General features: G+C 66.7%; 21 protein-coding genes. 6 read left to right on the plus strand and 15 right to left on the minus strand.

Translation table 11 applies throughout. From position 1 onward, the window contains the following. Positions 1-116: 116 nt before the first annotated feature. From ABIC50_RS32655 to ABIC50_RS32680, 6 genes are all read right to left on the minus strand, one after another. Positions 117-1,091, minus strand: a complete 975-nt coding sequence (locus tag ABIC50_RS32655; RefSeq protein ID WP_164714849.1) for a branched-chain amino acid ABC transporter permease — start codon at positions 1,089-1,091, stop codon at positions 117-119. Continuing rightward, positions 1,091-1,975, minus strand: a complete 885-nt coding sequence (locus ABIC50_RS32660) for a branched-chain amino acid ABC transporter permease (protein ID WP_011655604.1) — start codon at positions 1,973-1,975, stop codon at positions 1,091-1,093. The genes ABIC50_RS32655 and ABIC50_RS32660 overlap by 1 nt, the downstream gene beginning before the upstream one ends. A 119-nt stretch (positions 1,976-2,094) precedes the next feature. Next, a complete protein-coding gene (locus ABIC50_RS32665; protein ID WP_012362755.1) occupies positions 2,095-3,294 on the minus strand; it encodes an ABC transporter substrate-binding protein in 1,200 nt (399 codons plus the stop codon). A gap of 77 nt (positions 3,295-3,371) precedes the next feature. After that, positions 3,372-4,127 carry an ABC transporter ATP-binding protein gene (locus ABIC50_RS32670; protein ID WP_011655602.1) on the minus strand — a complete coding sequence of 252 codons (756 nt, stop codon included), beginning with the start codon at positions 4,125-4,127 and terminating at the stop codon, positions 3,372-3,374. Beyond that, positions 4,124-4,903, minus strand: a complete 780-nt coding sequence (locus ABIC50_RS32675; protein WP_011655601.1) for an ABC transporter ATP-binding protein — start codon at positions 4,901-4,903, stop codon at positions 4,124-4,126. Before ABIC50_RS32675 ends, ABIC50_RS32670 begins: the two co-directional genes overlap by 4 nt. Before the next feature lie 421 nt (positions 4,904-5,324). Beyond that, the gene (locus ABIC50_RS32680) at positions 5,325-7,010 is read right to left on the minus strand and encodes a GMC family oxidoreductase (protein ID WP_354168884.1); all 1,686 of its coding nucleotides are present in this window, start codon (positions 7,008-7,010) and stop codon (positions 5,325-5,327) included. A gap of 174 nt (positions 7,011-7,184) precedes the next feature. Here ABIC50_RS32680 and ABIC50_RS32685 point away from each other — a divergent pair, with 174 nt between their 5' ends. Both ABIC50_RS32685 and ABIC50_RS32690 read left to right on the plus strand, forming a co-directional pair. Then, positions 7,185-8,084: a LysR family transcriptional regulator gene (locus ABIC50_RS32685; protein ID WP_354168886.1), complete on the plus strand. Its 900-nt coding sequence runs from the start codon at positions 7,185-7,187 to the stop codon at positions 8,082-8,084. A gap of 196 nt (positions 8,085-8,280) precedes the next feature. After that, complete coding sequence (locus tag ABIC50_RS32690) at positions 8,281-8,814, plus strand: class IV adenylate cyclase (protein ID WP_354168889.1); 534 nt, start codon at positions 8,281-8,283, stop codon at positions 8,812-8,814. Between the two features lie 54 nt (positions 8,815-8,868). Here ABIC50_RS32690 and ABIC50_RS32695 read toward each other — a convergent pair whose 3' ends face one another. After that, entirely contained in the window at positions 8,869-9,354 is a 486-nt protein-coding gene (locus tag ABIC50_RS32695; protein ID WP_006408082.1) for an Lrp/AsnC family transcriptional regulator, read from the minus strand. A gap of 106 nt (positions 9,355-9,460) precedes the next feature. On the opposite strand from ABIC50_RS32695, the gene phhA reads away from it, so the two are divergent. Next, the gene (gene phhA, locus ABIC50_RS32700) at positions 9,461-10,387 is read left to right on the plus strand and encodes a phenylalanine 4-monooxygenase (RefSeq protein ID WP_354168892.1); all 927 of its coding nucleotides are present in this window, start codon (positions 9,461-9,463) and stop codon (positions 10,385-10,387) included. Between the two features lie 160 nt (positions 10,388-10,547). Beyond that, on the plus strand, positions 10,548-10,856 hold the full coding sequence (locus tag ABIC50_RS32705; RefSeq protein ID WP_269016335.1) for a 4a-hydroxytetrahydrobiopterin dehydratase: 309 nt from the start codon (positions 10,548-10,550) through the stop codon (positions 10,854-10,856). A 90-nt stretch (positions 10,857-10,946) separates the two neighbouring features. Here ABIC50_RS32705 and ABIC50_RS32710 read toward each other — a convergent pair whose 3' ends face one another. Then, positions 10,947-11,177, minus strand: coding sequence for a DUF3717 domain-containing protein (locus ABIC50_RS32710; protein WP_041491056.1), 231 nt, complete (start codon positions 11,175-11,177; stop codon positions 10,947-10,949). A gap of 122 nt (positions 11,178-11,299) precedes the next feature. Here ABIC50_RS32710 and ABIC50_RS32715 point away from each other — a divergent pair, with 122 nt between their 5' ends. Together ABIC50_RS32715 and ABIC50_RS32720 are read left to right on the plus strand one after the other, a co-directional pair. After that, positions 11,300-11,992 carry a response regulator gene (locus ABIC50_RS32715; RefSeq protein WP_006401494.1) on the plus strand — a complete coding sequence of 231 codons (693 nt, stop codon included), beginning with the start codon at positions 11,300-11,302 and terminating at the stop codon, positions 11,990-11,992. A gap of 116 nt (positions 11,993-12,108) precedes the next feature. Beyond that, positions 12,109-13,593 carry a sensor histidine kinase gene (locus ABIC50_RS32720; RefSeq protein WP_105830761.1) on the plus strand — a complete coding sequence of 495 codons (1,485 nt, stop codon included), beginning with the start codon at positions 12,109-12,111 and terminating at the stop codon, positions 13,591-13,593. Positions 13,594-13,701: 108 nt separating this feature from the next. Here the strand turns inward: ABIC50_RS32720 and ABIC50_RS32725 are convergent, their stop codons facing one another. The 7 genes from ABIC50_RS32725 to mnmC form a co-directional block, all read right to left on the minus strand. After that, positions 13,702-14,238: an SET domain-containing protein gene (locus ABIC50_RS32725; RefSeq protein WP_011655594.1), complete on the minus strand. Its 537-nt coding sequence runs from the start codon at positions 14,236-14,238 to the stop codon at positions 13,702-13,704. 180 nt (positions 14,239-14,418) lie between these two features. Then, positions 14,419-15,531, minus strand: a complete 1,113-nt coding sequence (locus tag ABIC50_RS32730) for an NADH:flavin oxidoreductase/NADH oxidase (protein ID WP_175735406.1) — start codon at positions 15,529-15,531, stop codon at positions 14,419-14,421. A 215-nt stretch (positions 15,532-15,746) separates the two neighbouring features. Beyond that, positions 15,747-16,457: a glutamine amidotransferase gene (locus tag ABIC50_RS32735; protein WP_105830794.1), complete on the minus strand. Its 711-nt coding sequence runs from the start codon at positions 16,455-16,457 to the stop codon at positions 15,747-15,749. 28 nt (positions 16,458-16,485) lie between these two features. Beyond that, on the minus strand, positions 16,486-17,124 hold the full coding sequence (locus ABIC50_RS32740) for a MarR family winged helix-turn-helix transcriptional regulator (protein ID WP_011655591.1): 639 nt from the start codon (positions 17,122-17,124) through the stop codon (positions 16,486-16,488). A gap of 505 nt (positions 17,125-17,629) precedes the next feature. After that, entirely contained in the window at positions 17,630-18,745 is a 1,116-nt protein-coding gene (locus tag ABIC50_RS32745; protein WP_006751345.1) for a YbdK family carboxylate-amine ligase, read from the minus strand. A 14-nt stretch (positions 18,746-18,759) separates the two neighbouring features. Beyond that, a complete protein-coding gene (locus tag ABIC50_RS32750) occupies positions 18,760-19,974 on the minus strand; it encodes a cation:proton antiporter (RefSeq protein WP_126226893.1) in 1,215 nt (404 codons plus the stop codon). A 675-nt stretch (positions 19,975-20,649) separates the two neighbouring features. Next, a complete protein-coding gene (mnmC, locus tag ABIC50_RS32755; RefSeq protein WP_354168898.1) occupies positions 20,650-22,608 on the minus strand; it encodes a bifunctional tRNA (5-methylaminomethyl-2-thiouridine)(34)-methyltransferase MnmC2/FAD-dependent 5-carboxymethylaminomethyl-2-thiouridine(34) oxidoreductase MnmC1 in 1,959 nt (652 codons plus the stop codon). Positions 22,609-22,629 lie beyond the last annotated feature (21 nt).

Raw genomic sequence — 22,629 nt, forward strand, 5'->3', positions numbered from 1 at the left:
TGCCGCGCGGGGCCGGCCGGAGGCCGCCGAAACGCCCTTCCCGGCCATGCCGGATGGTGCTTCGCATCAACCTCGCCTCCCCCTCGCACCACCCCGCCGCACCGGCGCGATGCACGTCAGGACGGCCTGAGCGTCTTGACCCGCGCGACCATCTCGCCGACGATCCCGCGCCGGAATGCCAGCACGCACGCGATGAAGATCAGCCCCGTGACGATCGTCGTCGATTCGCCGAGCGAGTGGAACCAGCCGATGCCGGTGACCGACGCAAGCCATTCGCCGATGTCGCCGAGCCGGTCCTCCAGCGCGACGATCAGCGCCGCGCCGAGCAACGGCCCGAACAGCGTGCCCATCCCGCCGACGAGCGTCATCAGCACGACGAGGCCCGACATCGTCCAGTGCGCGTCGGATAGCGTCTCGAAGCCGAGCACCAGCACCTTCAGCGAACCGGCCAGCCCCGCGAGCCCGGCCGACAGGATGAATGCGAGCAACTTGAAGCGATCGGTGTCGTAGCCGAGCGAGATCGCACGCGCCTCGTTCTCCTTGATCGCGACGAGCACCTGGCCGAACGGCGAGTGCACGATACGCACGATGAACGCGCACGCCGCCACGATCACCGCGAGCACGACGTAGTAGAGCGCGACGTCGTTCGACAGGTCGACGAGCCCGAACAGGTGGCCGCGCGGCACGCCCTGCAGGCCGTCCTCGCCGCGCGTGAACGGCGCCTGCAGGTAGATGAAGTAGACCATCTGCGCGAACGCGAGCGTGATCATCGCGAAGTAGATGCCCTGCCGCCGGATCGCGAACAGCCCGACGACGAGCCCGAGCAGCGTCGCGGCGAACGTGCCGACGAGCACGCCGAGCTCCGGCGTGAAGCCGAGCGTCTGGATCATATAACCGGTGCCGTAGCCGGCGGTCGCGAGGAACATCGCGTGGCCGAACGACAGCAGCCCCGTATAGCCGATCAGCAGGTTGAACGCGGCCGCGAACAGCGCGAACGTGAGCACCTTCATCACGAAGACCGGATACGCGCCGATGAACGGCGCGGCGAGCAGTGCGGCGAGCAGCACGCCGTAGAGCACTTTTCTCTGCATCATTTTTCCTTGCCGAACAGGCCCGCCGGGCGGATCAGCAGCACGATCGCCATGATCACGAACACGACCGTGGCCGACGCTTCCGGATAGAACACGCGCGTGAAGCCCTCGATCACGCCGAGCATCAGCCCCGTGATGATCGAGCCGAGAATCGAGCCCATCCCGCCAATCACGACCACCGCGAACACGGTGATGATCATCGGCTGGCCCATCAGCGGCGACACCTGGATCACCGGCGCGGCGAGCACGCCGGCAAACGCCGCGAGCGCGACGCCGAAGCCGTAGGTGAGCGTGATCATCATCGGCACGTTCACGCCGAACGCCTCGACGAGCTTCGGGTTCTCGGTACCGGCACGCAGATAGGCGCCCAGGCGCGTCTTCTCGATCACGAACCAGGTCGCGAGACACACCGCGAGCGACGCGACGACCACCCATGCGCGGTAGTTCGGCAGGAACATGAAGCCGAGATTGGTCGCGCCGGACAGCTGCGACGGCACGTCGTACGGCTGGCCGGACGAGCCGTAGACCGAGCGGAACACGCCTTCGACGACGAGCGTGAGGCCGAACGTGAGCAGCAGCCCGTACAGGTGATCGAGCTTGTACAGCCAGCGCAGCATCGAACGCTCGACCAGGATCCCGAACGCACCGACGAGCAGCGGCGCGAGCGCGAGCATCGCCCAGTACGGCAACCCGAGGTACGACAGCCCCATCCATGCGAGCATCGCGCCCAGCATGAACAGCGCGCCGTGCGCGAAGTTGATCACGTTGAGCAGCCCGAAGATCACCGCGAGCCCGAGGCTCAGGATCGCGTAGAACGAGCCGTTGACGAGCCCGAGCAGCAACTGGCTCAGCATCGCCGGCAACGGAATGCCAAAGATTTCCATCGACTTAGCCGTCAGTATGAGTTTCGTTGCGTGCGCAACCTTCAAGCCGCGGCGCACGCGGGCGGCGCAGCGAGCGCCTCGCCGCGGCCGCCGCCCGCTGCTGCGTCGCTACGTCGCGCTTACTTCCACAGCGCGCAGCGCGATTCCTTCTTGGTGCCGAACGCCTGGTCGCCCGGAATCGTCGCGAGCACCTTGTAGTAGTCCCACGGCTCCTTCGACTCCGACGGCTTCTTCACTTCCATCAGGTACATGTCGTGAATCATGCTGCCGTCCTGGCGGATCGCGCCCTTCGCGTAGAAGTCGTTGATCTTCATCTTCTTCAGCTCGGCCATCACCTTGTCGGAGTCGGTCGTGCCGGCGGCCTGCACGGCCTTCAGGTAGGTCGTCACCGACGAGTAGTCGGCCGCCTGCAGGCTCGACGGCATCTTCTTCATCTTGCCGAAGTAGCGCTGCGCCCACTGGCGCGACGCCGCATCGCGGTTCCAGTACCAGCTGTCGGTCAGCACGAGGCCCTGCGTCGTTTCGAGGCCGAGGCTGTGCACGTCGTTGATGAACATCAGCAGCCCGGCGAGCTTCATCGTCTTCGTGATGCCGAATTCCTTCGCGGCCTTGATCGAGTTGATCGTGTCGCCGCCCGCGTTCGCGAGGCCCAGGATCTGCGCCTTCGACGATTGCGCCTGCAACAGGAACGACGAGAAATCCGACGCGGACAGCGGGTGGCGCACCGTGCCGAGCACCTGGCCGCCATTCGCCTTCACGACGTCGGACGTGTTCTTCTCGAGCGCCTTGCCGAACGCGTAGTCGGCGGTCAGGAAGAACCACGTCTTGCCGCCCTGCTTCACCACCGCCGAGCCGGTGCCTTTCGCGAGCGCCATCGTGTCGTACGCATAGTGCACCGTGTACGGCGTGCATTCCTCGTTCGTCAGCGTGTCCGCGCCCGCACCGATGTTGATGTAGACCTTCTTCTTCTCCGCGGCGAGCTTGGCCATCGCCAGCGCCGTTCCCGAATTCGTGCCGCCGACGAGCAGGTCGAGCCCGCCGCGGTCGATCCATTCGCGCGCCTTCGACGCGGCAATGTCCGCCTTGTTCTGGTGATCCGCGTACACGACCTCGATCGGCTTGCCGAGCACCTTGCCGCCGAAGTCGGCGACCGCCATGCGGATCGCCTCGAGGCCGCCCTGACCGTCAATGTCCGCATACAGCCCCGACATGTCGGTGACGAAACCGATCTTCACGGTATCCGCGGCATGCGCGGCGCCGGCGGTGAACGCGGCGGTCGCGAGCGCGAGACAGGCCTGCGCGAGGGTCTTCATTTTCATTGACGTCTCCTGTTGTTCTGATGCGTTGTGGTTATTCGAGAGCCGCCACGGCTAGCGGCAAGGGAAACGGGGCGGCGTCACACCCCGAGCAGGTCGTGAAGGATCGGCATCTTGCCTTCCAGTTCGGATGCACGGAAATGCTCGACGATGCGGCCATGCTCCATCACGTAGAAGCGGTCGGCGAGCGGCGCGGCAAAACGGAAATTCTGTTCGACCATCACGACCGTGTAGCCGCGCGCCTTCAGCGCGATGATCATGCGCGCGAGCGCCTGCACGATCACCGGCGCGAGGCCTTCGGAGATTTCGTCGAGCAGCAGCAGGTTCGCGCCGGTGCGCAGGATCCGCGCCACGGCGAGCATCTGCTGCTCGCCGCCGGACAGCCGCGTGCCCTGGCTCTGCCGGCGCGACGCGAGATTCGGGAACATCGCGTAGATCTCGTCGAGCGGCATCGCATGCTCGCGCGGCCCGATCAGCGGCGGCAGCATCAGGTTTTCCTCGCACGACAGGCTCGAGAAGATCCCGCGCTCCTCCGGACAATAGCCGACGCCGAAATGCGCGATGCGGTGCGTCGCGAGGCCGATCGTCTCGTTGCCCGCGACCTTGATCGACCCGCTGCGGCGGCCGGTGAGGCCCATGATCGCGCGCAGCGTCGTGGTGCGGCCCGCGCCGTTGCGGCCGAGCAGCGTCACGACCTCGCCGCGATGAACGCTCAGGTCGACGCCGTGCAATATGTGGGATTCCCCGTACCAGGCCTCGAGGCCCGTGATCTCCAGCGCGGGCGTGCCGCTCTCGACGCCGCTCAATTCGCGTTCCTCCCGTTCGCTGCGCTTCATGCGTGCGCCCCCGCGAGCGCCGCGTCGGCGCTGCCCATGTAGGCTTCGATCACGAGCGGATTCTTCGACACCTCCGCATACGAGCCTTCGGCCAGCACCTCGCCGCGCTGCAGGACGGTGATCGTGTCGGAGATGCCGGCGATCACGTTCATGTTGTGCTCGACCATCAGGATCGTGCGGCCGCTCGCGACCTTCTTGATCAGCGCGGTCACGCGGTCCACATCTTCGTGGCCCATCCCTTGCGTGGGCTCATCGAGCAGCATCAGTTCGGGTTCCATCGCGAGCGTCGTCGCGATCTCGAGCGCGCGCTTGCGGCCGTATGCGAGCTCGACGGTCGGCACATGCGCGAAATCGGTGAGGCCGACCTGCGTGAGCAGGTCCATCGCGCGATCGTCGAGCCGCTTCAGCGTGCGCTCGCTGCGCCAGAAATGGAATTCGGTGCCGAGCGAGCGCTGCAGGCCGATGCGCACGTTCTGCAGCGCGCTCAGGTGCGGGAATACCGCCGAGATCTGGAATGAACGGATGATGCCGCGGCGCGCGACCTGTGCCGGGCGCTCGTCGGTGATGTCGATGCCGTTGAAGACGATCTGACCGGCCGTCGGTGTCAGGAACTTGGTCAGCAGGTTGAAGCAGGTGGTCTTGCCCGCGCCGTTCGGTCCGATCAACGCATGGATCGCACCGCGACGCACACGCAAGTTGACACCGTTCACGGCGGTGAAGCCCCTGAATTCCTTCGTCAGTCCGCGTGTTTCGAGAATCGTGTCGCCGAGAATCATGTTCCCTTCCGTACGAAGTCAGGCGAACCACCGGGAAGATTCGCGCAAGCGACCGCGAACAGGTCTGCGGATGAGCGGGCTGTCCCCGGACGCCGTATTACGCATCGAGGGTGGTCTCCCGCGCCGACGCGTCTGCACATTGCGCCACATTGTCGCCCCGTTGGTGCAGTGCAATCATCGGGATTTGCACTTATAGGGCTGGCCGCCATATCCGATGCGGCGCTTCGAGAATTTGCGGCGTGTTTTTTGACACGCGCATCATCGGTACGCGGATGCGCATCGCGCGTGCCTGCGCGAACGCACGCACACTGTGCACGTTTATCTCACCAATCCGGTGCGATCCGCTCGCTTCGGCTTGCTTCGCATAGCGAATCAGCGGGCGACTGGATGACGGCCCGCTGTCGTGGATGTCAGCATGGTGTCACGCCGCCGTCACCGCCGCTTCCGTTCGCACGTGCGTCGCTTCGTGCGCCGCGCGTCGATCGGCGCGGATCATGTCGCTCGCGCGCTCGGCGATCATCAGCGTCGGCGAATTCGTGTTGCCCGATGTGATGAACGGCATCACCGATGCATCGACGATCCGCAGCCCCGCGATGCCGCGCACGCGCAGCCGGCTGTCGACGACGGCCCGTTCGTCGTCCGCGCGCCCCATCCGGCACGTGCCGACCGGATGGAAGATCGTGGTGCCGATCGCGCCCGCCGCATCGATCAGTTCGGCTTCGGTCCGATACTGCGTGCCCGGCAGGATCTCCTCCGGACGATAGCGGGCGAGCGCCGGCGCGGATGCGATCCGGCGCGTGAGACGCAGCGCGTTCGCGGCGACATGACGATCGTGGTCGGTCGATAGGTAGTTCGGCGCGATCGATGGCGCCACGCTCGCATCGGGGCTCGCGATGTGCACGCTGCCGCGCGAGCTCGGCCGCAGATGGCAGACGGACGCCGTAAATGCGTTGAACGCGTGCAGCGGCTCGCCGAAGCGTTCGAGCGACAGCGGCTGCACGTGATATTCGAGATCGGGACGTGTGAGCGCGGGATCGTCCGGATCGGACTTCGCGAACGCGCCGAGCTGCGACGGCGCCATCGACATCGGCCCGCGCTGCAGCAGCGCATATTCGGCGCCGATCATCAGCTTGCCCCACCAGTGCGCGGACAGCGTGTTGAGCGTGCGCACGCCATCGACGCGAAACGCCATCCGCAACTGCAGGTGATCCTGCAGGTTCTCGCCAACACCGGGCAGATCCTGCACGACGTCGATGCCGAGCGCCTGCAACCGTGCGCCCGCACCGATGCCGGACAGTTCGAGCAGCTGCGGCGAATTCACCGCGCCGGAAGTCAGCAACACTTCGGCGCGCGCGTGCGCGACATAATCGGTGCCGCCGCCGCGATACTCGACGCCAACCGCGCGCCGCCCGTCGAAGATCACGCGCTGCGCGTGCGCGCCGGTGATCACGGTCAGGTTCGGGCGCGTCATCGCGGGCCGCAGGAACGCCTTCGACGTATTCCAGCGCACGCCGCGCTTCTGGTTCACTTCGAAATAGCCGACCCCGGTGTTGTCGCCGCGGTTGAAATCGTCGGTGGCGGGAATGCCCGTCTGCTGCGCGGCCTGCGCGAACGATTCGAGGATCTCCCAGCGCAGCCGCTGCTTCTCGACGCGCCAGTAGCCGCCCGCGCCGTGCGCATCGCTCGCGCCCGAGTGGTGGTCTTCGCTGCGCTTGAAGATCGGCAGCACGCTGTCCCACGACCAGCCGGCGTCGCCGGTTTCCTGCGCCCAGCCGTCGTAATCCTCGCGCTGGCCGCGCATGTAGATCATCCCGTTGATCGACGAGCAGCCGCCGAGCACGCGGCCGCGCGGATACGACAGCGCGCGGCCGTTGAGCGCCGCCTCGGGCTGCGTCTTGTACAGCCAGTCGGTGCGCGGATTGCCGATGCAGTACAGATAGCCGACCGGGATGTGGATCCAGTGATAGTCGTCCTTGCCGCCCGCCTCGAGCAGCAGCACGCGGATCTCCGGATCCTCGGTCAGGCGGTTCGCGAGCACGCAGCCCGCGGTGCCCGCGCCGACGATCACGTAATCGAATTCGCCCTCGAGCGTACGTTGAGTACTCACGACATGTCTCCTTACGTCTTCTTCCTTGTTGTACGCCGCGCAGCGCGCTCGCGCACGGCGTTTTCAGCATGGTGCGCCGCGGGCGACGCGATCGATGAAGCGTACTCCGCCGCCCGGCCGTCGATCCAATGAGTTATGCTGAACTGCGTTATAAGCTGCGCTCATATCACGACGATGGATCTCACCCTGCTCCGCGCGTTCGCGACGGTCGCCCGCGAAGGCAACCTGACGCGCGCGGCCGTGCAGCTGCACCTCACGCAGCCGGCCGTCAGCCTGCAGATCAAGCATCTGCAGGAAACGCTCGGTATCACGCTGTTTACGCGCACGTCGCGCGGGCTCGCGCTCACGCGCGACGGCCAGACGCTGCTGCCGCACGCGGAGCGCGCGCTCGCCGCGGCCGCCGACGTGCAGCGCGCCGCTGCCGCGCTGCGCCACGAAGTGCGCGGCCGGCTGCGGATCGGTACGATCCTCGATCCGGGCTTCCTGCGGCTCGGCGGCTTTCTGCGCGCGCTGGTCGAAACCCATCCGCAGATCGAGACGGCGCTGCGGCACGGGATGTCGGGCTGGGTACTCGAGCAGGTGCGTGCGCAGGCGCTCGACGTCGGCTACTACATCGGCCGGCCGGGCGAGGACGATCCGCGCGACGAGATGCTGTTCAATACGGTCACGCTCACGCATTTCCAGTATCGCGTGCTGGCGCCGGCCGGCTGGAAGGAGCGCGTGCAGCGCGCGCACGACTGGCGTGCGCTCGCCGCGCTGCCGTGGATCTGGACGCCGCCCGCGTCCGCCCATCACCGGCTGCTGTCGCGGCGCTTCACGGCGGCTGGCGCGCAGCCGGTCAAGGTCGCCGAGGTCGATCAGGAGCAGTCGATGCTCGACCTGGTCAAATCCGGGATCGGCTTGACGCTCGCGCGCGACTCGACCGCGCTGGCCGAAGCGCATGCGCACGCGCTGACGATCGTCGAACGCGTGACGGTGCCCACCGAGCTGACGTTCGTGACGCTCGCCGAGCGGCGCGACGAACCGGCGATCGCGGCCGCGCTGCGGCTGATCGAGGCGCAGTGGGCGATATGAGGGCTGCTGATGTCGATGCGGCCGATCGTTCACCGGGCTTCTGAGCCTGATCCGGCGCCGGATCCGCTGCAACGCCCGAATCACCTGCCCCCGCGTCGTGTCGCCGCGTCCCGGTGGCGCGTCACGCCACCATCGCGGGCTTTTTGCTAGATTGTGCGTTCGCAAACCGCGAGATCCATGATTGAAGGAGACCCGCATGGCCCGCAACATCGAGATCAAAGCCCGCGCCCGTGAATTCGACCGGCTGCGCGAACAGGCGGCTACGCTCGCGACCGAAGCACCGCTTTTCTACCGGCAGCAGGATTTCTTCTACGACGTGCCGCGCGGCCGGCTGAAGCTGCGCCGCTTCGAGGACGGCACGCCGGCCGAACTGATCTTCTATCAGCGCGACGACCGTGACGGCCCGAAGGCGTCGTACTACACGCGCAGCCCCGTGACGAACCCGGACGCGATGCATTCGCTGCTCGCGACCGCGCTGACCACGCGCGGGATCGTGACGAAGGAACGGCACGTGTACCTCGTCGGCCGCACGCGGATTCACCTCGACCGCGTCGACGGCCTCGGCGACTTCATCGAACTGGAAGTGGTGCTCGACCCCGACGACGACGAAGCCAGCGGCGAAGCCGAAGCGCATGACGTGTTCACCAAGCTCGGCGTGGCGCAGGACGATCTCGTCGCGGTCGCGTACGTCGACCTGCTGAACGCCGACGCGCAATCCGAAGCGGCCTGATCGGTCCCTATCCGCGGCGGGATCCAGCATCCCGCCCGCGGCCCGGCCGCCGCCTCACGCGGCGCCGGGCGCCAGATGCGCGAGCGGCAGCGCGCCGTTGCGCTTGAAGGTCGTCAGCACGATGTTCGAGCGCACGCTGTCGACGCCCGGCACGCGCATCAGCTTCTTCATCACGAACTGCGACAGCGCGTTGAGATCCGGCGCGACGATCCGCAGCAGGTAATCGGCATCGCCCACCACCGCATGGCATTCGAGCACCTCGGGCAGCACGTCGATCTGCTGCTGGAACTGCTCGATGATCGAATCGCCGTGGTGCTTGAGCTTCAGGCTCGTGAACGCGGTGACGCCGAGCCCGAGCTTTTCGGGGCGCAACATCACGCGATAGCCTTCGATCACGCCGGCCGCCTCGAGCCGCTGCAGCCGCCGGCCGATCTGCGACGGCGACAGCGGCACCTCCTCGCCGAGCTGCTGGTGCGTCGCGCGGCCGAAGCGCTGCAGCACGTCGAGAAGCGCGAGATCGAAGTGATCGAGTTCCAGCATGAGCATACTCCGCATTGATTCGTGTTTTGATGCGCGATTATCGCATCAACGAGCGAATTCACGCCATCTTTGCGCCCATTCCGCACGTCGCCCGCTCTACACTTGCATGGTTCCCAACCACAGCGTGCAGAGCCTGATCATGTCCACCGTCGTCACCGCGAAACTGCAGGAGCAGTTCGATGCGGGCCTCGAAACCCGCGCCGATTTCACCATCGACCAGCCGCTCGAACGCTACGGCCAGGTCGACCACGCGGTGTGGCAGCAGCTCTATGCGCGCCAGTCGGCGCTGCTGCGCGGACGCGCATGCGATGCATTCGTCGCCGGGCTCGGAAAGATCGACTTGCCGGCCGACCGCGTGCCGTCGTTCGCCGACGTGAACCGCCAGTTGAAGCGGGCAACCGGCTGGGAGATCGTCGCGGTGCCGGGCCTCGTGCCCGATCGCGTGTTCTTCGAGCACCTCGCGAACCGGCGGTTTCCGGTCACCTGGTGGATGCGCCGCCCGGACCAGCTCGACTACCTGCAGGAACCCGACTGTTTCCACGACCTGTTCGGCCACGTGCCGCTGCTGATCGAGCCCGTGTTCGCCGACTACATGCAGGCTTATGGCCGCACCGCGCTCGCGGTCGCCGACGACGAAGCGGCGCTCGCGCGGCTGGCGCGCCTCTACTGGTATACGGTGGAATTCGGGCTGATTCGCGACCCGAACGGCACGAACGGGCTGTCGATCTACGGCGCCGGGATCGTGTCGAGCAAGGGCGAGAGCCTTTACAGCCTCGAAAGCGCGGCGCCGAACCGGCTCGGCTTCGACCTGGAGCGCGTGATGCGCACGCAGTACCGGATCGACACGTTCCAGACGACCTACTTCGTGATCGACGATTTCGCGCAGCTGTTCGCACTCGCCGACGTCGACGGCCGTGCGCTGGCCGACCGGCTGGCCGCGCTGCCGGAGTTCCCGGCCGGCGCGGTGCTCGAGCACGATCTCGTGCTGCATCGCGGCACGGGCGAAGGCTGGCCGGACGACGCGCACGCATAACGCTGCAGGCCACGCCGGCATGCTTCGGGCGCTGGCGCCCGCCTCCGGGCGGCCGCCTCCAGATGCCCGTCGCACAACTATGAAACAATGACCGGTACCGGCTTTGCCGCGTGGCCTTTGCCCGCGCGCGGGCGCCGCTGGTTACCGAACGAGGTGCAACATGATCCACAAGCTCACATCAGAAGAACGCAAGACCCGGCTCGAAGCGCTGCCGCACTGGACGGCCGTGCCGGGGCGCGACGCGATCCAGCGCAGCGTGCGCTTCGCCGATTTCAACGAGGCCTTCGGCTTCATGACGCGTATCGCGATCAAGGCGCAGGAAATGAATCACCATCCGGAATGGTTCAACGTGTACAACCGTGTCGACATCACGCTGTCGACCCACGATGCGCATGGCCTGACCGAGCGCGACATCTCGCTCGCGCAGTTCATCGACCATGTGTGCGCGCACACCGAACCGGCCGCCTGAGACTACTCCGCCGCCGCGCAACCTGCGACGCGCGGCGCGTCAACTTTTCATTTTGCTGAACGTTTTCTAGGATGTACTGAGCGAAAGCCTTCAGCTTTCCAAGCCATCCTTAAGGCGCACGTAAGTCTCGTACGCTTTCCGCGCCTTGGGGTCTAAACCTTCCAGTTGCAGCGCGGCTTCGCGCTGTACAATCAGCAGCGCATACGGCTTGGAGAGCGCGCTGGCCTCTTCGCAGAGTTTGAGTTCGTCGCCGCTCGACGGCGAGCGGGCGCGCCAGAAATTGATCGCGGCTTCGAGGTCGTGGATCGAGATATCGGACATGATTGGATGTAATCGTTCGCTGGCCGCCATGCTTGATGTCAGGCGATGCGGCGCCCCTGTGGAAACGGTGTCGTGCTGTCCGCGTGCCTGAACCGCCAACCCATTGTACTTGAGCGAACTTCATGCGACTCCTTCTGATCGAAGACGACCGCCCCATCGCACGCGGTATCCAGAGCAGCCTCGAGCAGGCTGGCTTCACCGTCGACATGGTGCATGACGGCATCTTTGCCGAACAGGCGCTGGCACAAAACCGCCACGAACTCGTGATCCTCGACCTCGGCCTGCCGGGCATCGACGGCATGACGCTGCTCACGCGTTTCCGCCAGACCAACCGCCACACGCCCGTCATCGTGCTGACCGCGCGCGACGAACTGAACGACCGGATCCAGGGCCTGAACTCCGGCGCCGACGACTACATGCTCAAGCCGTTCGAGCCGGCCGAGCTCGAAGCGCGCATCCGCGCGGTGATGCGTCGCAGCGGCCCGCACAGCGACATGCCGCGTCCGGAAGTGTCGCTCGGCGGCGTCCGCCTGTCGGGCGTCGATCGCCGCATCTTCAACGACGACAAGCCGCTCGAACTGTCGCCGCGCGAGTTCGCGGTGCTCGAAATGCTGCTGCTGCGCCACGGCCGTGTCGTCAGCAAGGCCCAGCTGCAGGATCACCTCACGCATTTCGGCGGCGATCTCGGCGACACCGCGATCGAAGTCTACGTGCACCGCGTGCGCAAGAAACTCGAGCAGTGCCGTGTCGAGATCGTCACGGTGCGCGGCTTCGGCTACCTGCTGCAGGAAATCCGCCAGACCGCGAGCGTCTGAGCGGCGCCGCCTGCCGGCCGGCCACGTGCCGCCGGCGCGCCGCCCTGCCCGCGTCGCCGTCCGGCGCACGACCGCGCCGCTCCCCGTGAGCGGCGCTTATCCATTTGCCCGTCGAAATGTCTTCTGATCCGGCTGTCACCACCAGCCTGCGCCGCTCGCTGCTCAGACGCCTCGCCGCGCCGCTGTCGATGCTCGCGCTGATGAGCGGCCTGATTGCCTACTGGCTCGCGTGGCAATACACGCAACACGTGATCGACCGCTCGCTCGCCGATCTCGCGACCGCCATCTCCAAACAGATCCAGATCGCCGGCCCCGACGCGCCGTTCACGGTGCCGCCGCTCGCGCAGGCGATGTTCTCCGATCCGGCCGAGGCGTTGATCTACCGAATCAGCGACGGCGAGGAGGAGCTCGCCGGCGATCCGAAGCTGCCGCTGCGCGGCATCAACGTGCGCCGCATGCATCACGCGTACGTGTTCGAGGCCGAGTACGACAACCGCGCCGTGCGGGTCGCGCAGGTGCGCGTCGAGGAAGTCGACGGCGGCCGGCCGATGGTGGTCGAGGTCGCGCAGCCGGTGCGGCACCGCTACCGGATCGCCGCCGAATTCCTCGTCGCGATCATGATGCCGCTGCTGCTGTTGCTGCTGGCGGGCTGGGGCATCGTGTGGCGCGTCGTGAACCAGCAGCTCGGCCCGCTCACGCATCTCGCCGATTCGCTGAACCGGCAGACCCACACGTCGCTGGAGCCGGTCGACGAAACCGACGTGCCGCTCGAAATCCGGCCGCTGACGAGCGCGATGAACGCGCTGCTCGGCCGCCTGAAGACCGCGCTCGACGCGCAGCGCAAGTTCATCGCCGATGCCGCGCACCAGTTGCGCACGCCGCTCACCGCCGTGAAGCTGCATGCCGAGCAGGCCGCCGTCGCGCGCGACCCGCAGCAGACCTACGCCGCGGTGCGCGAGCTGCGCGCGGCCGCCGACCGCGCGGTGCGGCTGTCGAACCAGTTGCTGTCGCTCGCGCGCGCGGAGCCGGGCGAACAGGCCGCGCGTTTCGTCGACGTCGACCTCGCCGCGATGGCATTCGAGACGGGTGCCGAGTGGGTGCCGCGCGCGCTCGCGTCGCATGTCGACCTCGGCTTCCAGCGCAGCGACGAACCCGGCGAAGACGAAACGCTGAACGTGCGCGGCAACCCCGTGCTGCTGCGCGAGGTGATCGCGAACCTGCTCGACAATGCGTTGAAATACGTGCCGCTCGCACGGCCGAACGGCGCGCGGATCACGGTGAACGTCGCGCGCGGCGCGCTCGAGGACGGCCAGCCGGCCGCCGAGATCGTCGTCGAGGACAACGGCCCGGGCGTGCCGGCCAGTCAGCAGGCCGACCTGTTCAAGCGCTTTTTCCGCGGCGATGCGCAAAGCGGCAACGGCGTCGAGACGGGCGCCGGGCTCGGGCTCGCGATCGTCCACGACATCATCGCGATGCACGGCGGCACGGTGTCGTACGAGGATGCATCGGAAGGCGGGTCGCGCTTCGTCGTGCGCGTGCCGCTCGCCAAGCGTACCGAGAAGCCGGCGAGCGAAACGCCGGCCGCCGCGCCGACGCACTGAGTCGCGCGCGGTGCGCGCCTGGGGAGGGAGGGAAGAACGGCTGCGGGGCGCTTCGGCGCGCGGCGGCCGTCCGATGAAGCCGCCGCGCGCGATGCGCGGCCGCCCCGGTCACTTCTTCTTTTTCTTGTCCTTCGCGGCGGACTCGGACTTGCCGTCCTTGTCCTTCTTGTCTTTCTTCTTCCTCTTCTTGCCGTCGTCGTCCGGTGTGGCGAGCAGCGTGCCGCGGCATGCGTCCGCGCCGCAATGGCACGCGTATTCGCGCTTGAGCTTCTTCGTCAGCTTCTCGTCGATCACGAGGCCATAGTCGTAGAACAGCTCTTCTTCCGGCTCGATGTCGCGCAGCGCGTGGATGAACACGCGACCCTTCGTCTCCTCGGCCTCGCAGTTCGGCGCGCACGAATGGTTGATCCAGCGCGCGCTGTTGCCGTCGATCTTGCCGTCGATCACCCCGCCTTCTTCCAGTGCGAAGTAGAACGTATGGTTGGGCTCGCTCGGGTCGTGCGGATGCCGACGCAGCGCTTCCTTCCATGAAATCCGCTCGCCCTTGTATTCCACTACGCGCTCGCCGGCCTTGATCGGCGCCACCGCGAACACGCCCTTGCCGTGTACTCCCGAGCGGCGCACCGCGATCCTGCGTGAACTCATCGAACGAATCCTTGTGAAGACGAATTGAATGGAAGACGGCCGCGCTCACGGCCCAGCGTCGCGCAAAACGAAAACGCGGCACCGGTGGGTGCCGCGTCGGGCCATGCGGCGAATCATCCGCATCCTACACGTTCAAGATTGCTTCGTTCAACATCGTGCGCAATATCGCGCGCATGACGCTCAACGCTGGCCGAATGCGATGTCGCCGAACAACGCCTTGTGCTCGCGCGGCTGCGAGCGCCAGTACTGCGGCGGCGCCGACACCTGCGCGCCGAGTTCGGCGGCCGCATGCCACGGCCAGCGCGGGTCGTACAGCATCGCACGCGCCATCGCGACCAGATCGGCGTCGCCCGCCTCGATCAGCCGGTTCGCATGCGCGGGATCGTTGATGAGGCCGACCGCGATCGTCGGCATCCCAACGGCGCGCTTCACGGCCTGCGCGAACGGCACCTGGTAACCGGGCGACAGCGGAATCTTCTGCAGCGGCGACACGCCGCCGGACGACACGTCGATCCAGTCGCAGCCGCGCTGCTTCAGTTCGTGTGCGAACGCGATCGTGTCGTCGAGTTCCCAGCCGCCCTCGACCCAGTCGGTCGCCGACACGCGCACGCCGACCGGTCGGTCTTCCGGAAACGCCGCGCGCACGATCTCGAAGATCTCGAGCGGAAAGCGCATCCGGTTCTCGCGCGAGCCGCCGTATTCGTCGGTGCGCTGGTTCGAGATCGGCGACAGGAACTGATGCAGCAGGTAGCCGTGCGCCGCATGCACTTCGATCGCGTCGATGCCGAGGCGCGCGGCACGCTTCGCGGCGGCCGCGAACGCGTCGCGGATCCGGTTCAGGCCGGCCGCGTCGAGTGCGAGCGGCGGCGTCTCGCCGTCCTTGTGCGGCAGCGCCGACGGCGCATGCGGCAACCAGCCGCCATCGGCGACGGACACGAGCTGGCCGCCCTGCCACGGCACGTCGCTCGATGCCTTGCGCCCTGCATGCGACAGCTGCATCGCGACGCGGACCGACGAATGCTTGCGGATCGACGCCAGCACGGGCTTGAGCGCCGCTTCGGTCACGTCGTCCCACAGCCCGAGGTCGCCGGCCGTGATGCGCCCGTCGGGTTCGACGGCGGTCGCTTCGATGCAGAGCAGGCCCGCGCCGGACAGCGCGAGATGGCCGAGATGGATCATGTGCCAGTCGGTCGCCTCGCCGCGCTCGGCGGAGTACTGGCACATCGGGGAGATCACGATCCGGTTCGGAAGGGTCACGCCGCGCAGCGTGAACGGAGAAAACAGCGCAGTCATGGGTGCCGCTCGCCAGGAAAGAGAAAGAGCTGACGAGCGTAGCACGCAGGCTGGAAGCCTGCTGGCGGCCGGTTCGGCAGTAAGCCGATGGTCAGGGACAGCCGGCGTGAAGCCGGCGGCGGTGGCGACGGTGAGGCAATGCGCACGCGCGATGCCGCGGTGCGCCGGCCGGTTTTGCCGGCGGGCCGCTCACGCGCGGTGCCGCACGCTCGGCTTCAAAGCCCGACGCTGTCGAGCCACTCCGCGAACATGCGTCGCGCGGCCGCCTCCAGCGCGGGACCATGCTGCACGGTGTCGGCGCGCAGCTGGCGCGCGTCGATGCCGGGCGTCGACGCGATTTCGCCGGCGTTACCGATCAGCCAGGGTTCGAAGCGGTCGGCGCGGATTTCAGGATGGCACTGCAGCGCCAGCACGTGCTGCCCCCACGCGAATGCCTGGTGGCGGCATGCCGGTGTGGACGCGAGATGGATCGCGCCGCCCGGCAGGTCGAACGTATCGCCGTGCCAGTGCAGCATCGAAGTGGCCGCGCCGTCGAGATGGCGCATCGGCGACGCACGGCCCGCGTCGGTGAGCGTCAGCGGCGCCCAGCCGAGTTCCTTCTGCGCCGCCGGATAGACGCGCGCGCCGAGCGCACGGGCGATGAACTGCGCACCGAGGCAGATGCCGAGGATCGGCAGTCCCGCGTCGATGCGCTGGCGCACGAGCGCGGCGAGCGGCGCGATCGACGGATACTGCGCATCGTCGTACACGCTGAGCGGGCCGCCGAGCATCACGAGCAGCGACGGCTGGAGCGCGTCGAGCACCTCGACGCGCGACGATCCGACGTCGACATAGCGCACGCGCCGCCCGCGCTCGCCGAGCACCTGCTCGAAGCTGCCGAGGTCCTCGAAATGCACGTGGCGAATCGCCACCACTTCAGCGTTCATCATCGGCCTCCCGGTCGATCGACGGACGTCAGCCGGCGAACACCTTCCAGGTCTTCTTTTGCGTGGCCGCGTCGGCTTCTTCGTGCACCGAACAGTCGAGACGCAGATCGCTGTCGGTCATCGACAGGTCGAGCGCCGCGCAGTGATGCACGGTCTTCTTCGACGGCTTGCCCGGCTGCAAATGCGTGCACGTCAGGCACATGCGCTGCGGCGGCGTCGCGCCGGCCACCTGCAGTTCGCGCAGCGTCTTCAGCAGCGCGCGGTACAGTGCGCCCTGCTCGTCCGCGCCGAGCTTGCCGACTGCTTTCGTCAGGAATTCCGGCCATTGCAGCGCCTTCTTGGCCGCGGTACGGCCGCGGGCCGACAGGCGCACGGCGAGCGCGCGGCCATCGTCCAGTGCGCGACGCTTCTCGACGAGCCCCTTCGTTTCGAGCGTGCTGACCGCATCGCTGGTGGTCGCCGCGGTGAGCTGCGTCTCGCGTGCGATCTCGCCGAGCCGCATCGGGCCCTTGCGTTGCAGCAGCAGCACGAGGATCTCGCCCTGCGTCGGCGTGAGACCCGCGCCTTCCGCCCAATCCCATGCCTGGCTTCGCATGGCCGTACTCAATCGCAGCAAGCTGTGGGTCACACGTCCCGAAGCCTGATTCCCGTAAACGCCTTCGCTCATAGTCTTTTCGCTTTGCCGCCGCCCGGATTGCCGAGCAGCCGTAGTGTGGAGATCGAATGTCTATCTCAAAACAGACGCTCATCGAGGAGCGTCGACACGGCCGTCGCGAGGCACACGCGGCGGTCGCGTTCGCGGCGACCGGTGAGACACACGTCGTTCCGGTGTCCGCAAAGCCGACATTCTAAGCGAGAGCGGAAAATCGCACAGCTAAGTTATCCCCTTCATTCTGTGGAAAATCACTGGATAACCGGACTTTTTCGTTGTGCCGGCAATCTCTGCCGGCCCTACGGCGCCACGCGCAAACATTTTCCTGTTCGGATCGGCCACCATGCCGAGGGCACCGGTCCACCGGGTTATCCATCCCGCAGAGCGTTGACTTTGAAGCGGAATATTGAGTTATCCACAGATTTTCAGGACGACTGGCGACGTGCCGCACGCGAATCGGCACCGAACGGCGTTCAGTGAATCGCCGCGCGGTCGAGTCCGTAATCTGCAAAACATTTTTTCATTCGCGCCAGCGCAGGCACTGCTGGCGAACCGTCTCGTTCAGCGATTTTTCCTGCTTGAAAACGGTTCTCAACCACGATGCGTCATTCACGCGCGCCTTCGCGAGCGCGCCGATCTCGTCGAGCGCCGCGCGCGAGCCGAGCGCGGCCGCATGCGGCGCGATCCGGTCGAGCGTGTCGAGGATGTCTTCCGCGATCGTGCGGCGCTCACCTGTCTGAGGATTGACGCAAGTGCCCTCGAGCCCGAAGCGGCACGCTTCGAAACGGTTGAACGTGTAGACGAGATAGTCATCCTCCGACAGCTTCAGCGGCCGGTCGGTCAGCAGGTAGCGCGCGAGTGTCTGGATGTAGCACGCGATCGCGGCCGCGCGGTCGACCGACAGCGGCGTGTCCATCACGCGCACCTCGATCGTCCCGTAGCCGGGCTTCGGCCGGATGTCCCAGTAGAAGTCCTTCATCGAGTTGACGACACCCGTGTTGACCATCTTCGTGAAGTACTCCTCGAAGCTGTCCCAGGTCAGCACGAACGGGGCGCGGCCCGACAGCGGGAACGCGAACACCGAATTCAGGCGTGCCGAATGGAAGCCGGTGTCGACGTTCTGCACGAACGGCGACGACGCGGACAGCGCGATGAAGTGCGGAATGAAGCGCGACATCGAGTGCAGCAGGAACAGCGCGCTGTCCGGATCGGGACAGCCGATGTGCACGTGCTGGCCGAACACGGTGAACTGCTTCGCGAGATAGCCGTACAGCTCGGAGATGTACTGGAAACGCGGCGCGTCGTAGATCTGCCGGTCGCTCCACTGCTGGAACGCGTGCGTGCCGCCGCCGCACAGCCCGACGTTGAGCTGGTCGGCCGCCTTTACGAGCACGTCGCGGATCGCATGCAGCTCGGACACTGCCTGCTCGTGCGAGTGGCAGATGCCGGTCGACAGCTCGATCATGCTCTCGGTGATTTCCGGCGTGATGTTGCCGGGGAAGGTCTCGCCCTGGATCAGGCGCATCAGGTCGGATGCAGCCTTGGTCAGGTCGTAGTTGTGCGTGTTGACGACCTGGATCTCCAGTTCGACGCCGAACGTGAACGGTTCGGAATTGACGAAGGTTTCGAGTGCCATGGCAGGTTCCGGAATCAGTTTCTGTCGCTGCGTTCGCTGACCGCCGACAGGCAGCGGTAGACGACGAACGGGCTGACGAGCTGCAGGATCACGATCGTGCACATCACGATCGCGCGCAGATGGGGGTCGAAATTAGGATAGAGCTGGTAGGTGTCGTCGACGAGCAGGTACGACAGCGCGGACATCGGTGTCAGCGCGATGCCGAGCGCGACGCCCTGCTTCATCCCGAGCCCGCTTGGCTTCGCGAACACGACGACGCCGGCCAGCTTGGCGACCAGCCGCGTAACGATCAGCACGATCGCGAGCAGCCCGCCGATCGCGATGTCGCCCCACGTGAACGACGTGAGCGTCAGCACGAACAGGATCACCGTCAGCAGCCAGCCGGCCGTGCCGAAATGCTCGGGCCACAGCTGCGGACGCGCTTCGAGGTTCTTCACGATGATGCCCGCGAGCAGCAGCGTGAGCAGCGTCGACAGCTTCAACGCCTGCGCGACCGCAATCGCGAGCATCACGAGGCCGAACAGCGCGACGAACGAATGCTCGTCGCGCATCGTCGAGGTCATGTGGCGGAACAAGTAATTGCATGCGCGCGCAACCAGATACGCGACGATGAACGAACCGGCGATCAGGTAGACGGGTTGCAGCACCGTCGCGAAAACGTTCCCGTACGCTTCCTGGTGCAGCCAGCTCGTCACGAGCTTGGTCAGCACGATCGCGTAGACGCTGTTCAGCGCGGTCAGCGTGATGAGGCGCTGCGATACCTGCCCTTCCGCGCGCAGTTCGGTCTTCAGCTGGATCACCATCGACGGCGACGTCGCGATCGCGATCGCGGACAGCACCAGCGCGACCATGCCCGACACGCCGAGCGCGAGCATCACGAACAGCACGAGCACGAATGTGAGCGTCGCCTCCGCGAGGCTCGATGCGATGAGCCACGGATTGCGGCGGATCCATTTCAGGTCGAGACGGCTGCCGAGCTCGAACAGCAGCAGCCCGAGCGCGACGTTGATCAGCAGCCGCGAGGTTTCGTCGGTGCTCGCGTCGATCACGCCGAATCCGAACGATCCGGCAATGAGACCGATCACCGCATAACCGGTGATGCGCGGCAGCCGCCATGCGCGATAGCACAGCTCGCCGCACAGGCCGGCCGCAAACAGCGCAAGCCCGGCCCAGAACACGGCATCCGGCGCGAGTGGCCAGTTGGGCAGGAATGAGAACGCCGACTTCATCGTGGTGACTTCTCCTTTGGAAGCAACCGCCAGCGACGCGGGGTCAAGCGTCGGAAATGAGATGCGCGCCGGCTGGGTGTCGCCCCGAATGTGATTGTTGTGGTCGACGACGGCAGGACATGGGATCCGCCTCTTCCGCCATCAGGCGGAACTGTCGTTCAGGCTGCCGATCTGGATTGTCGGCCTGGTGTGTGAACGGACTGCGCGGTCTCGAAGACTCAGATTCGAAATCGTGCCGACCGTTCCGTTGAAGCATGTCCGGCGCCAGGGCCGAACGAACGCGAAGGAAACCGATTGTGCCACAGCTTTTTCGCTCCGGAACCGATCGAATCGACTCGCGGCGCTGTGAGGCACCGCAGGTCTTTGGTTTCAAAGGTTTACTTGTATGTATACATAGTAGAAGTTAACAAGGCGCCCACAGTTCTGTGGATAACTTCGGTTTACGCAACAAGATCAAGGGGTTGGCGCCGCCACAACCCGTTGCACAGGCTGTTCGCTCACAGACGTTTGAGTGGGGCAACTTTCGGGCCGTTTCACAGCTGTGCCGAGTTGCCCAGTTTACGTCCACTGTGATTACACACGAAGTGCGCGCGGATTCCTCGCGGTTATCCACAGCCTCGCGTGGATAACTTCGCACAGAAAAATCGAAGCACTGTGAGGACTCGACCGACGAGATCAGCCGATCTGGCGGCCGCGCAGCGCGCGGATCAGGAACCGGGCCGGATCGACGGCGTCGACGAGTTCGCGCTCGAGCGGCAGCGGCTCGCCTTCGAGTTGCGACGCGATCAGCTCGGCGCCGAGCGCCGCCCAGACGAGCCCGCGGGAGCCGTAGCCGAAGGCGCCGTAGAGGCCCGCGGCGCGCGGCAGGTCGCGCGCTTTCGCGCCGCTCAGCGCGCGGGCGTTCGCGACGGCCTGCGCTTCGTCGGCGAGCGGGCCGATCACCGGCACGCGGTCGGCGACGACCCAGCGAAACGCGACGCGCCCGCGCAGCGTATCGACGTCCGGCAGCTCGCCGATCAGGCCGGGTAGCAGGTGCCGGACGCGCTCGAGGTTTTCGATATGTCCGGCGGTGCGCATCGTCCGGTCGACGTCGTCGGGTTCGAACGTCGCGCCGACCAGCAGCGTGCCGTCGTCGAGCGGCACCGCGTAGCCGTCGCCAATCGTGGGGCACGGCAGCGGCGCCGTGCTGCCGGCCGGCAGCAGCGTGAGCTGGCCGCGCACCGGTTGCAGCGCGACGTGCCGCAGGCCGGCGAGACGCACCGCGTCGCCCGCGTTCGCGAGCACGACGACCGGGGCTTCGGCGAGCGTCGCGCCTGCCGCATCGACGGCGCACCATATGTCGCGATCACGCTCGAGCCGCGCGACTTCGGTGCCGGCCAGCAGTGTTGCGCCTTCGCCGGCCGCCGCGATTTGTGCCGCGCACACCCCGGCCGGCCAGACGGCGCCGCCGTGCGGAAACAGCAGGCCGCCGTGTGCGACCGGCAGGTTCAGATGCGCGCGGGCGGCGTCCGTATCGAGCAGCGACACATAGTCGGACGGTGCGCCGAGCGCGTCGCACGCATCGCGCATCCGCGCGAAATCATCGGCCGATTCCGCGAGATGGATCATCCCGCGCGTGCTGCGCGCGAACGCATGGCCCGCATCCTCGAGCGCGCGCCAGCGTGCGAGCGCATGCAGGAACCCGCTGCGCGTGAGGCGGCTCGCGACGTTGTCGTCGCGCGTCATCAGTGGATGGAATACACCGGCCGGATTGCCCGATGCCTCGCTCGCGATTCGTTCGTGCCGCTCGATCAGCGTGATGTTCCAGCCGCGTGCGGCAAGCCGTTCGACGACCGCGCAGCCTGCCAGGCCCGCACCGATCACGATCGCTTCGCGCGCGGCAACCGGCAATGCACGCGGCGGTTCGTGTCGACGCATCCGCCAGCGCGGCGCGTATTCGCCGACGCGCAATGCGGGCTCGCCTGCGCAATCGTCGACGTCGCGACTCGTGAAACCCGCTTGCTCGAGCGCATGTTTCACGGCGTCGTCGTGCGAATGCGTCGCATAGGTCGCACCGTCGGCGGCGATGCGTGCGAGCGCGCGGATCACGTCGGCCGACAGCACATCGCCGTGCGCGGCCGACGCGACATTGCCGAGATAGAACGCGTCGGCGCGCGCGACGAGCCGTTGCAGCATGTCATGCGCATCGCCGAATGCGAGCGTGAGCACCACGCGTCCCGCGTCGAATTCGAGCCGGTGCAGGCCGGGCACATGCATCGGCCACGCGTCGATCAAAGCGTCGGCGTTTTCCGAGATGGTTGTGTCCGCAACAAAATTGGAAGCGGCGCGGCGCAGGTCCTCGCGCGTGAACGGATGCGGTTCGATCGCGACGAAATGCAGCCGCTCGCAGCGTGCCGGGTCGTCGCGCCATGCGGCCCACGTCGCGAGAAAACGGCTGCCCGTGCCGAATCCCGTCTCGACGATCGTGAACGTGCGGAGGCCCTGCCAGCGGGCCGGCAGGCCGGTGCCGGCGAGCATCCGGTTCGCGTGCGCGCGAGCGCGCGACGCGTCGCGAGGGAGCTCGCCGTATTCGGGCGAGACGAGATTGCCGTCGTCGCGGCGGGCGAGCGTGGCGGGAACGAGTCGGTCGGGCATGCGAAACAAAAAACGTGGCAG

The organism is Burkholderia sp. 567, assembly GCF_040545115.1.
Taxonomy (GTDB): domain Bacteria; phylum Pseudomonadota; class Gammaproteobacteria; order Burkholderiales; family Burkholderiaceae; genus Burkholderia; species Burkholderia ambifaria.

What these genes read in the sequence shown, in the direction of transcription:
- ABIC50_RS32655 (WP_164714849.1), bottom strand. Translation starts at nt 1,091, where the DNA reads ATGCAGAGAAAAGTGCTCTACGGCGTGCTGCTCGCCGCACTGCTCGCC.
- ABIC50_RS32660 (WP_011655604.1), bottom strand. Translation starts at nt 1,975, where the DNA reads ATGGAAATCTTTGGCATTCCGTTGCCGGCGATGCTGAGCCAGTTGCTG.
- ABIC50_RS32665 (WP_012362755.1), bottom strand. Translation starts at nt 3,294, where the DNA reads ATGAAAATGAAGACCCTCGCGCAGGCCTGTCTCGCGCTCGCGACCGCC.
- ABIC50_RS32670 (WP_011655602.1), bottom strand. Translation starts at nt 4,127, where the DNA reads ATGAAGCGCAGCGAACGGGAGGAACGCGAATTGAGCGGCGTCGAGAGC.
- ABIC50_RS32675 (WP_011655601.1), bottom strand. Translation starts at nt 4,903, where the DNA reads ATGATTCTCGGCGACACGATTCTCGAAACACGCGGACTGACGAAGGAA.
- ABIC50_RS32685 (WP_354168886.1), top strand. Translation starts at nt 7,185, where the DNA reads ATGGATCTCACCCTGCTCCGCGCGTTCGCGACGGTCGCCCGCGAAGGC.
- ABIC50_RS32690 (WP_354168889.1), top strand. Translation starts at nt 8,281, where the DNA reads ATGGCCCGCAACATCGAGATCAAAGCCCGCGCCCGTGAATTCGACCGG.
- ABIC50_RS32695 (WP_006408082.1), bottom strand. Translation starts at nt 9,354, where the DNA reads ATGCTGGAACTCGATCACTTCGATCTCGCGCTTCTCGACGTGCTGCAG.
- phhA (WP_354168892.1), top strand. Translation starts at nt 9,461, where the DNA reads ATGGTTCCCAACCACAGCGTGCAGAGCCTGATCATGTCCACCGTCGTC.
- ABIC50_RS32705 (WP_269016335.1), top strand. Translation starts at nt 10,548, where the DNA reads ATGATCCACAAGCTCACATCAGAAGAACGCAAGACCCGGCTCGAAGCG.
- ABIC50_RS32710 (WP_041491056.1), bottom strand. Translation starts at nt 11,177, where the DNA reads ATGTCCGATATCTCGATCCACGACCTCGAAGCCGCGATCAATTTCTGG.
- ABIC50_RS32715 (WP_006401494.1), top strand. Translation starts at nt 11,300, where the DNA reads ATGCGACTCCTTCTGATCGAAGACGACCGCCCCATCGCACGCGGTATC.
- ABIC50_RS32720 (WP_105830761.1), top strand. Translation starts at nt 12,109, where the DNA reads ATGTCTTCTGATCCGGCTGTCACCACCAGCCTGCGCCGCTCGCTGCTC.
- ABIC50_RS32725 (WP_011655594.1), bottom strand. Translation starts at nt 14,238, where the DNA reads ATGAGTTCACGCAGGATCGCGGTGCGCCGCTCGGGAGTACACGGCAAG.
- ABIC50_RS32730 (WP_175735406.1), bottom strand. Translation starts at nt 15,531, where the DNA reads ATGACTGCGCTGTTTTCTCCGTTCACGCTGCGCGGCGTGACCCTTCCG.
- ABIC50_RS32735 (WP_105830794.1), bottom strand. Translation starts at nt 16,457, where the DNA reads ATGAACGCTGAAGTGGTGGCGATTCGCCACGTGCATTTCGAGGACCTC.
- ABIC50_RS32740 (WP_011655591.1), bottom strand. Translation starts at nt 17,124, where the DNA reads ATGAGCGAAGGCGTTTACGGGAATCAGGCTTCGGGACGTGTGACCCAC.
- ABIC50_RS32745 (WP_006751345.1), bottom strand. Translation starts at nt 18,745, where the DNA reads ATGGCACTCGAAACCTTCGTCAATTCCGAACCGTTCACGTTCGGCGTC.
- ABIC50_RS32750 (WP_126226893.1), bottom strand. Translation starts at nt 19,974, where the DNA reads ATGAAGTCGGCGTTCTCATTCCTGCCCAACTGGCCACTCGCGCCGGAT.
- mnmC (WP_354168898.1), bottom strand. Translation starts at nt 22,608, where the DNA reads ATGCCCGACCGACTCGTTCCCGCCACGCTCGCCCGCCGCGACGACGGC.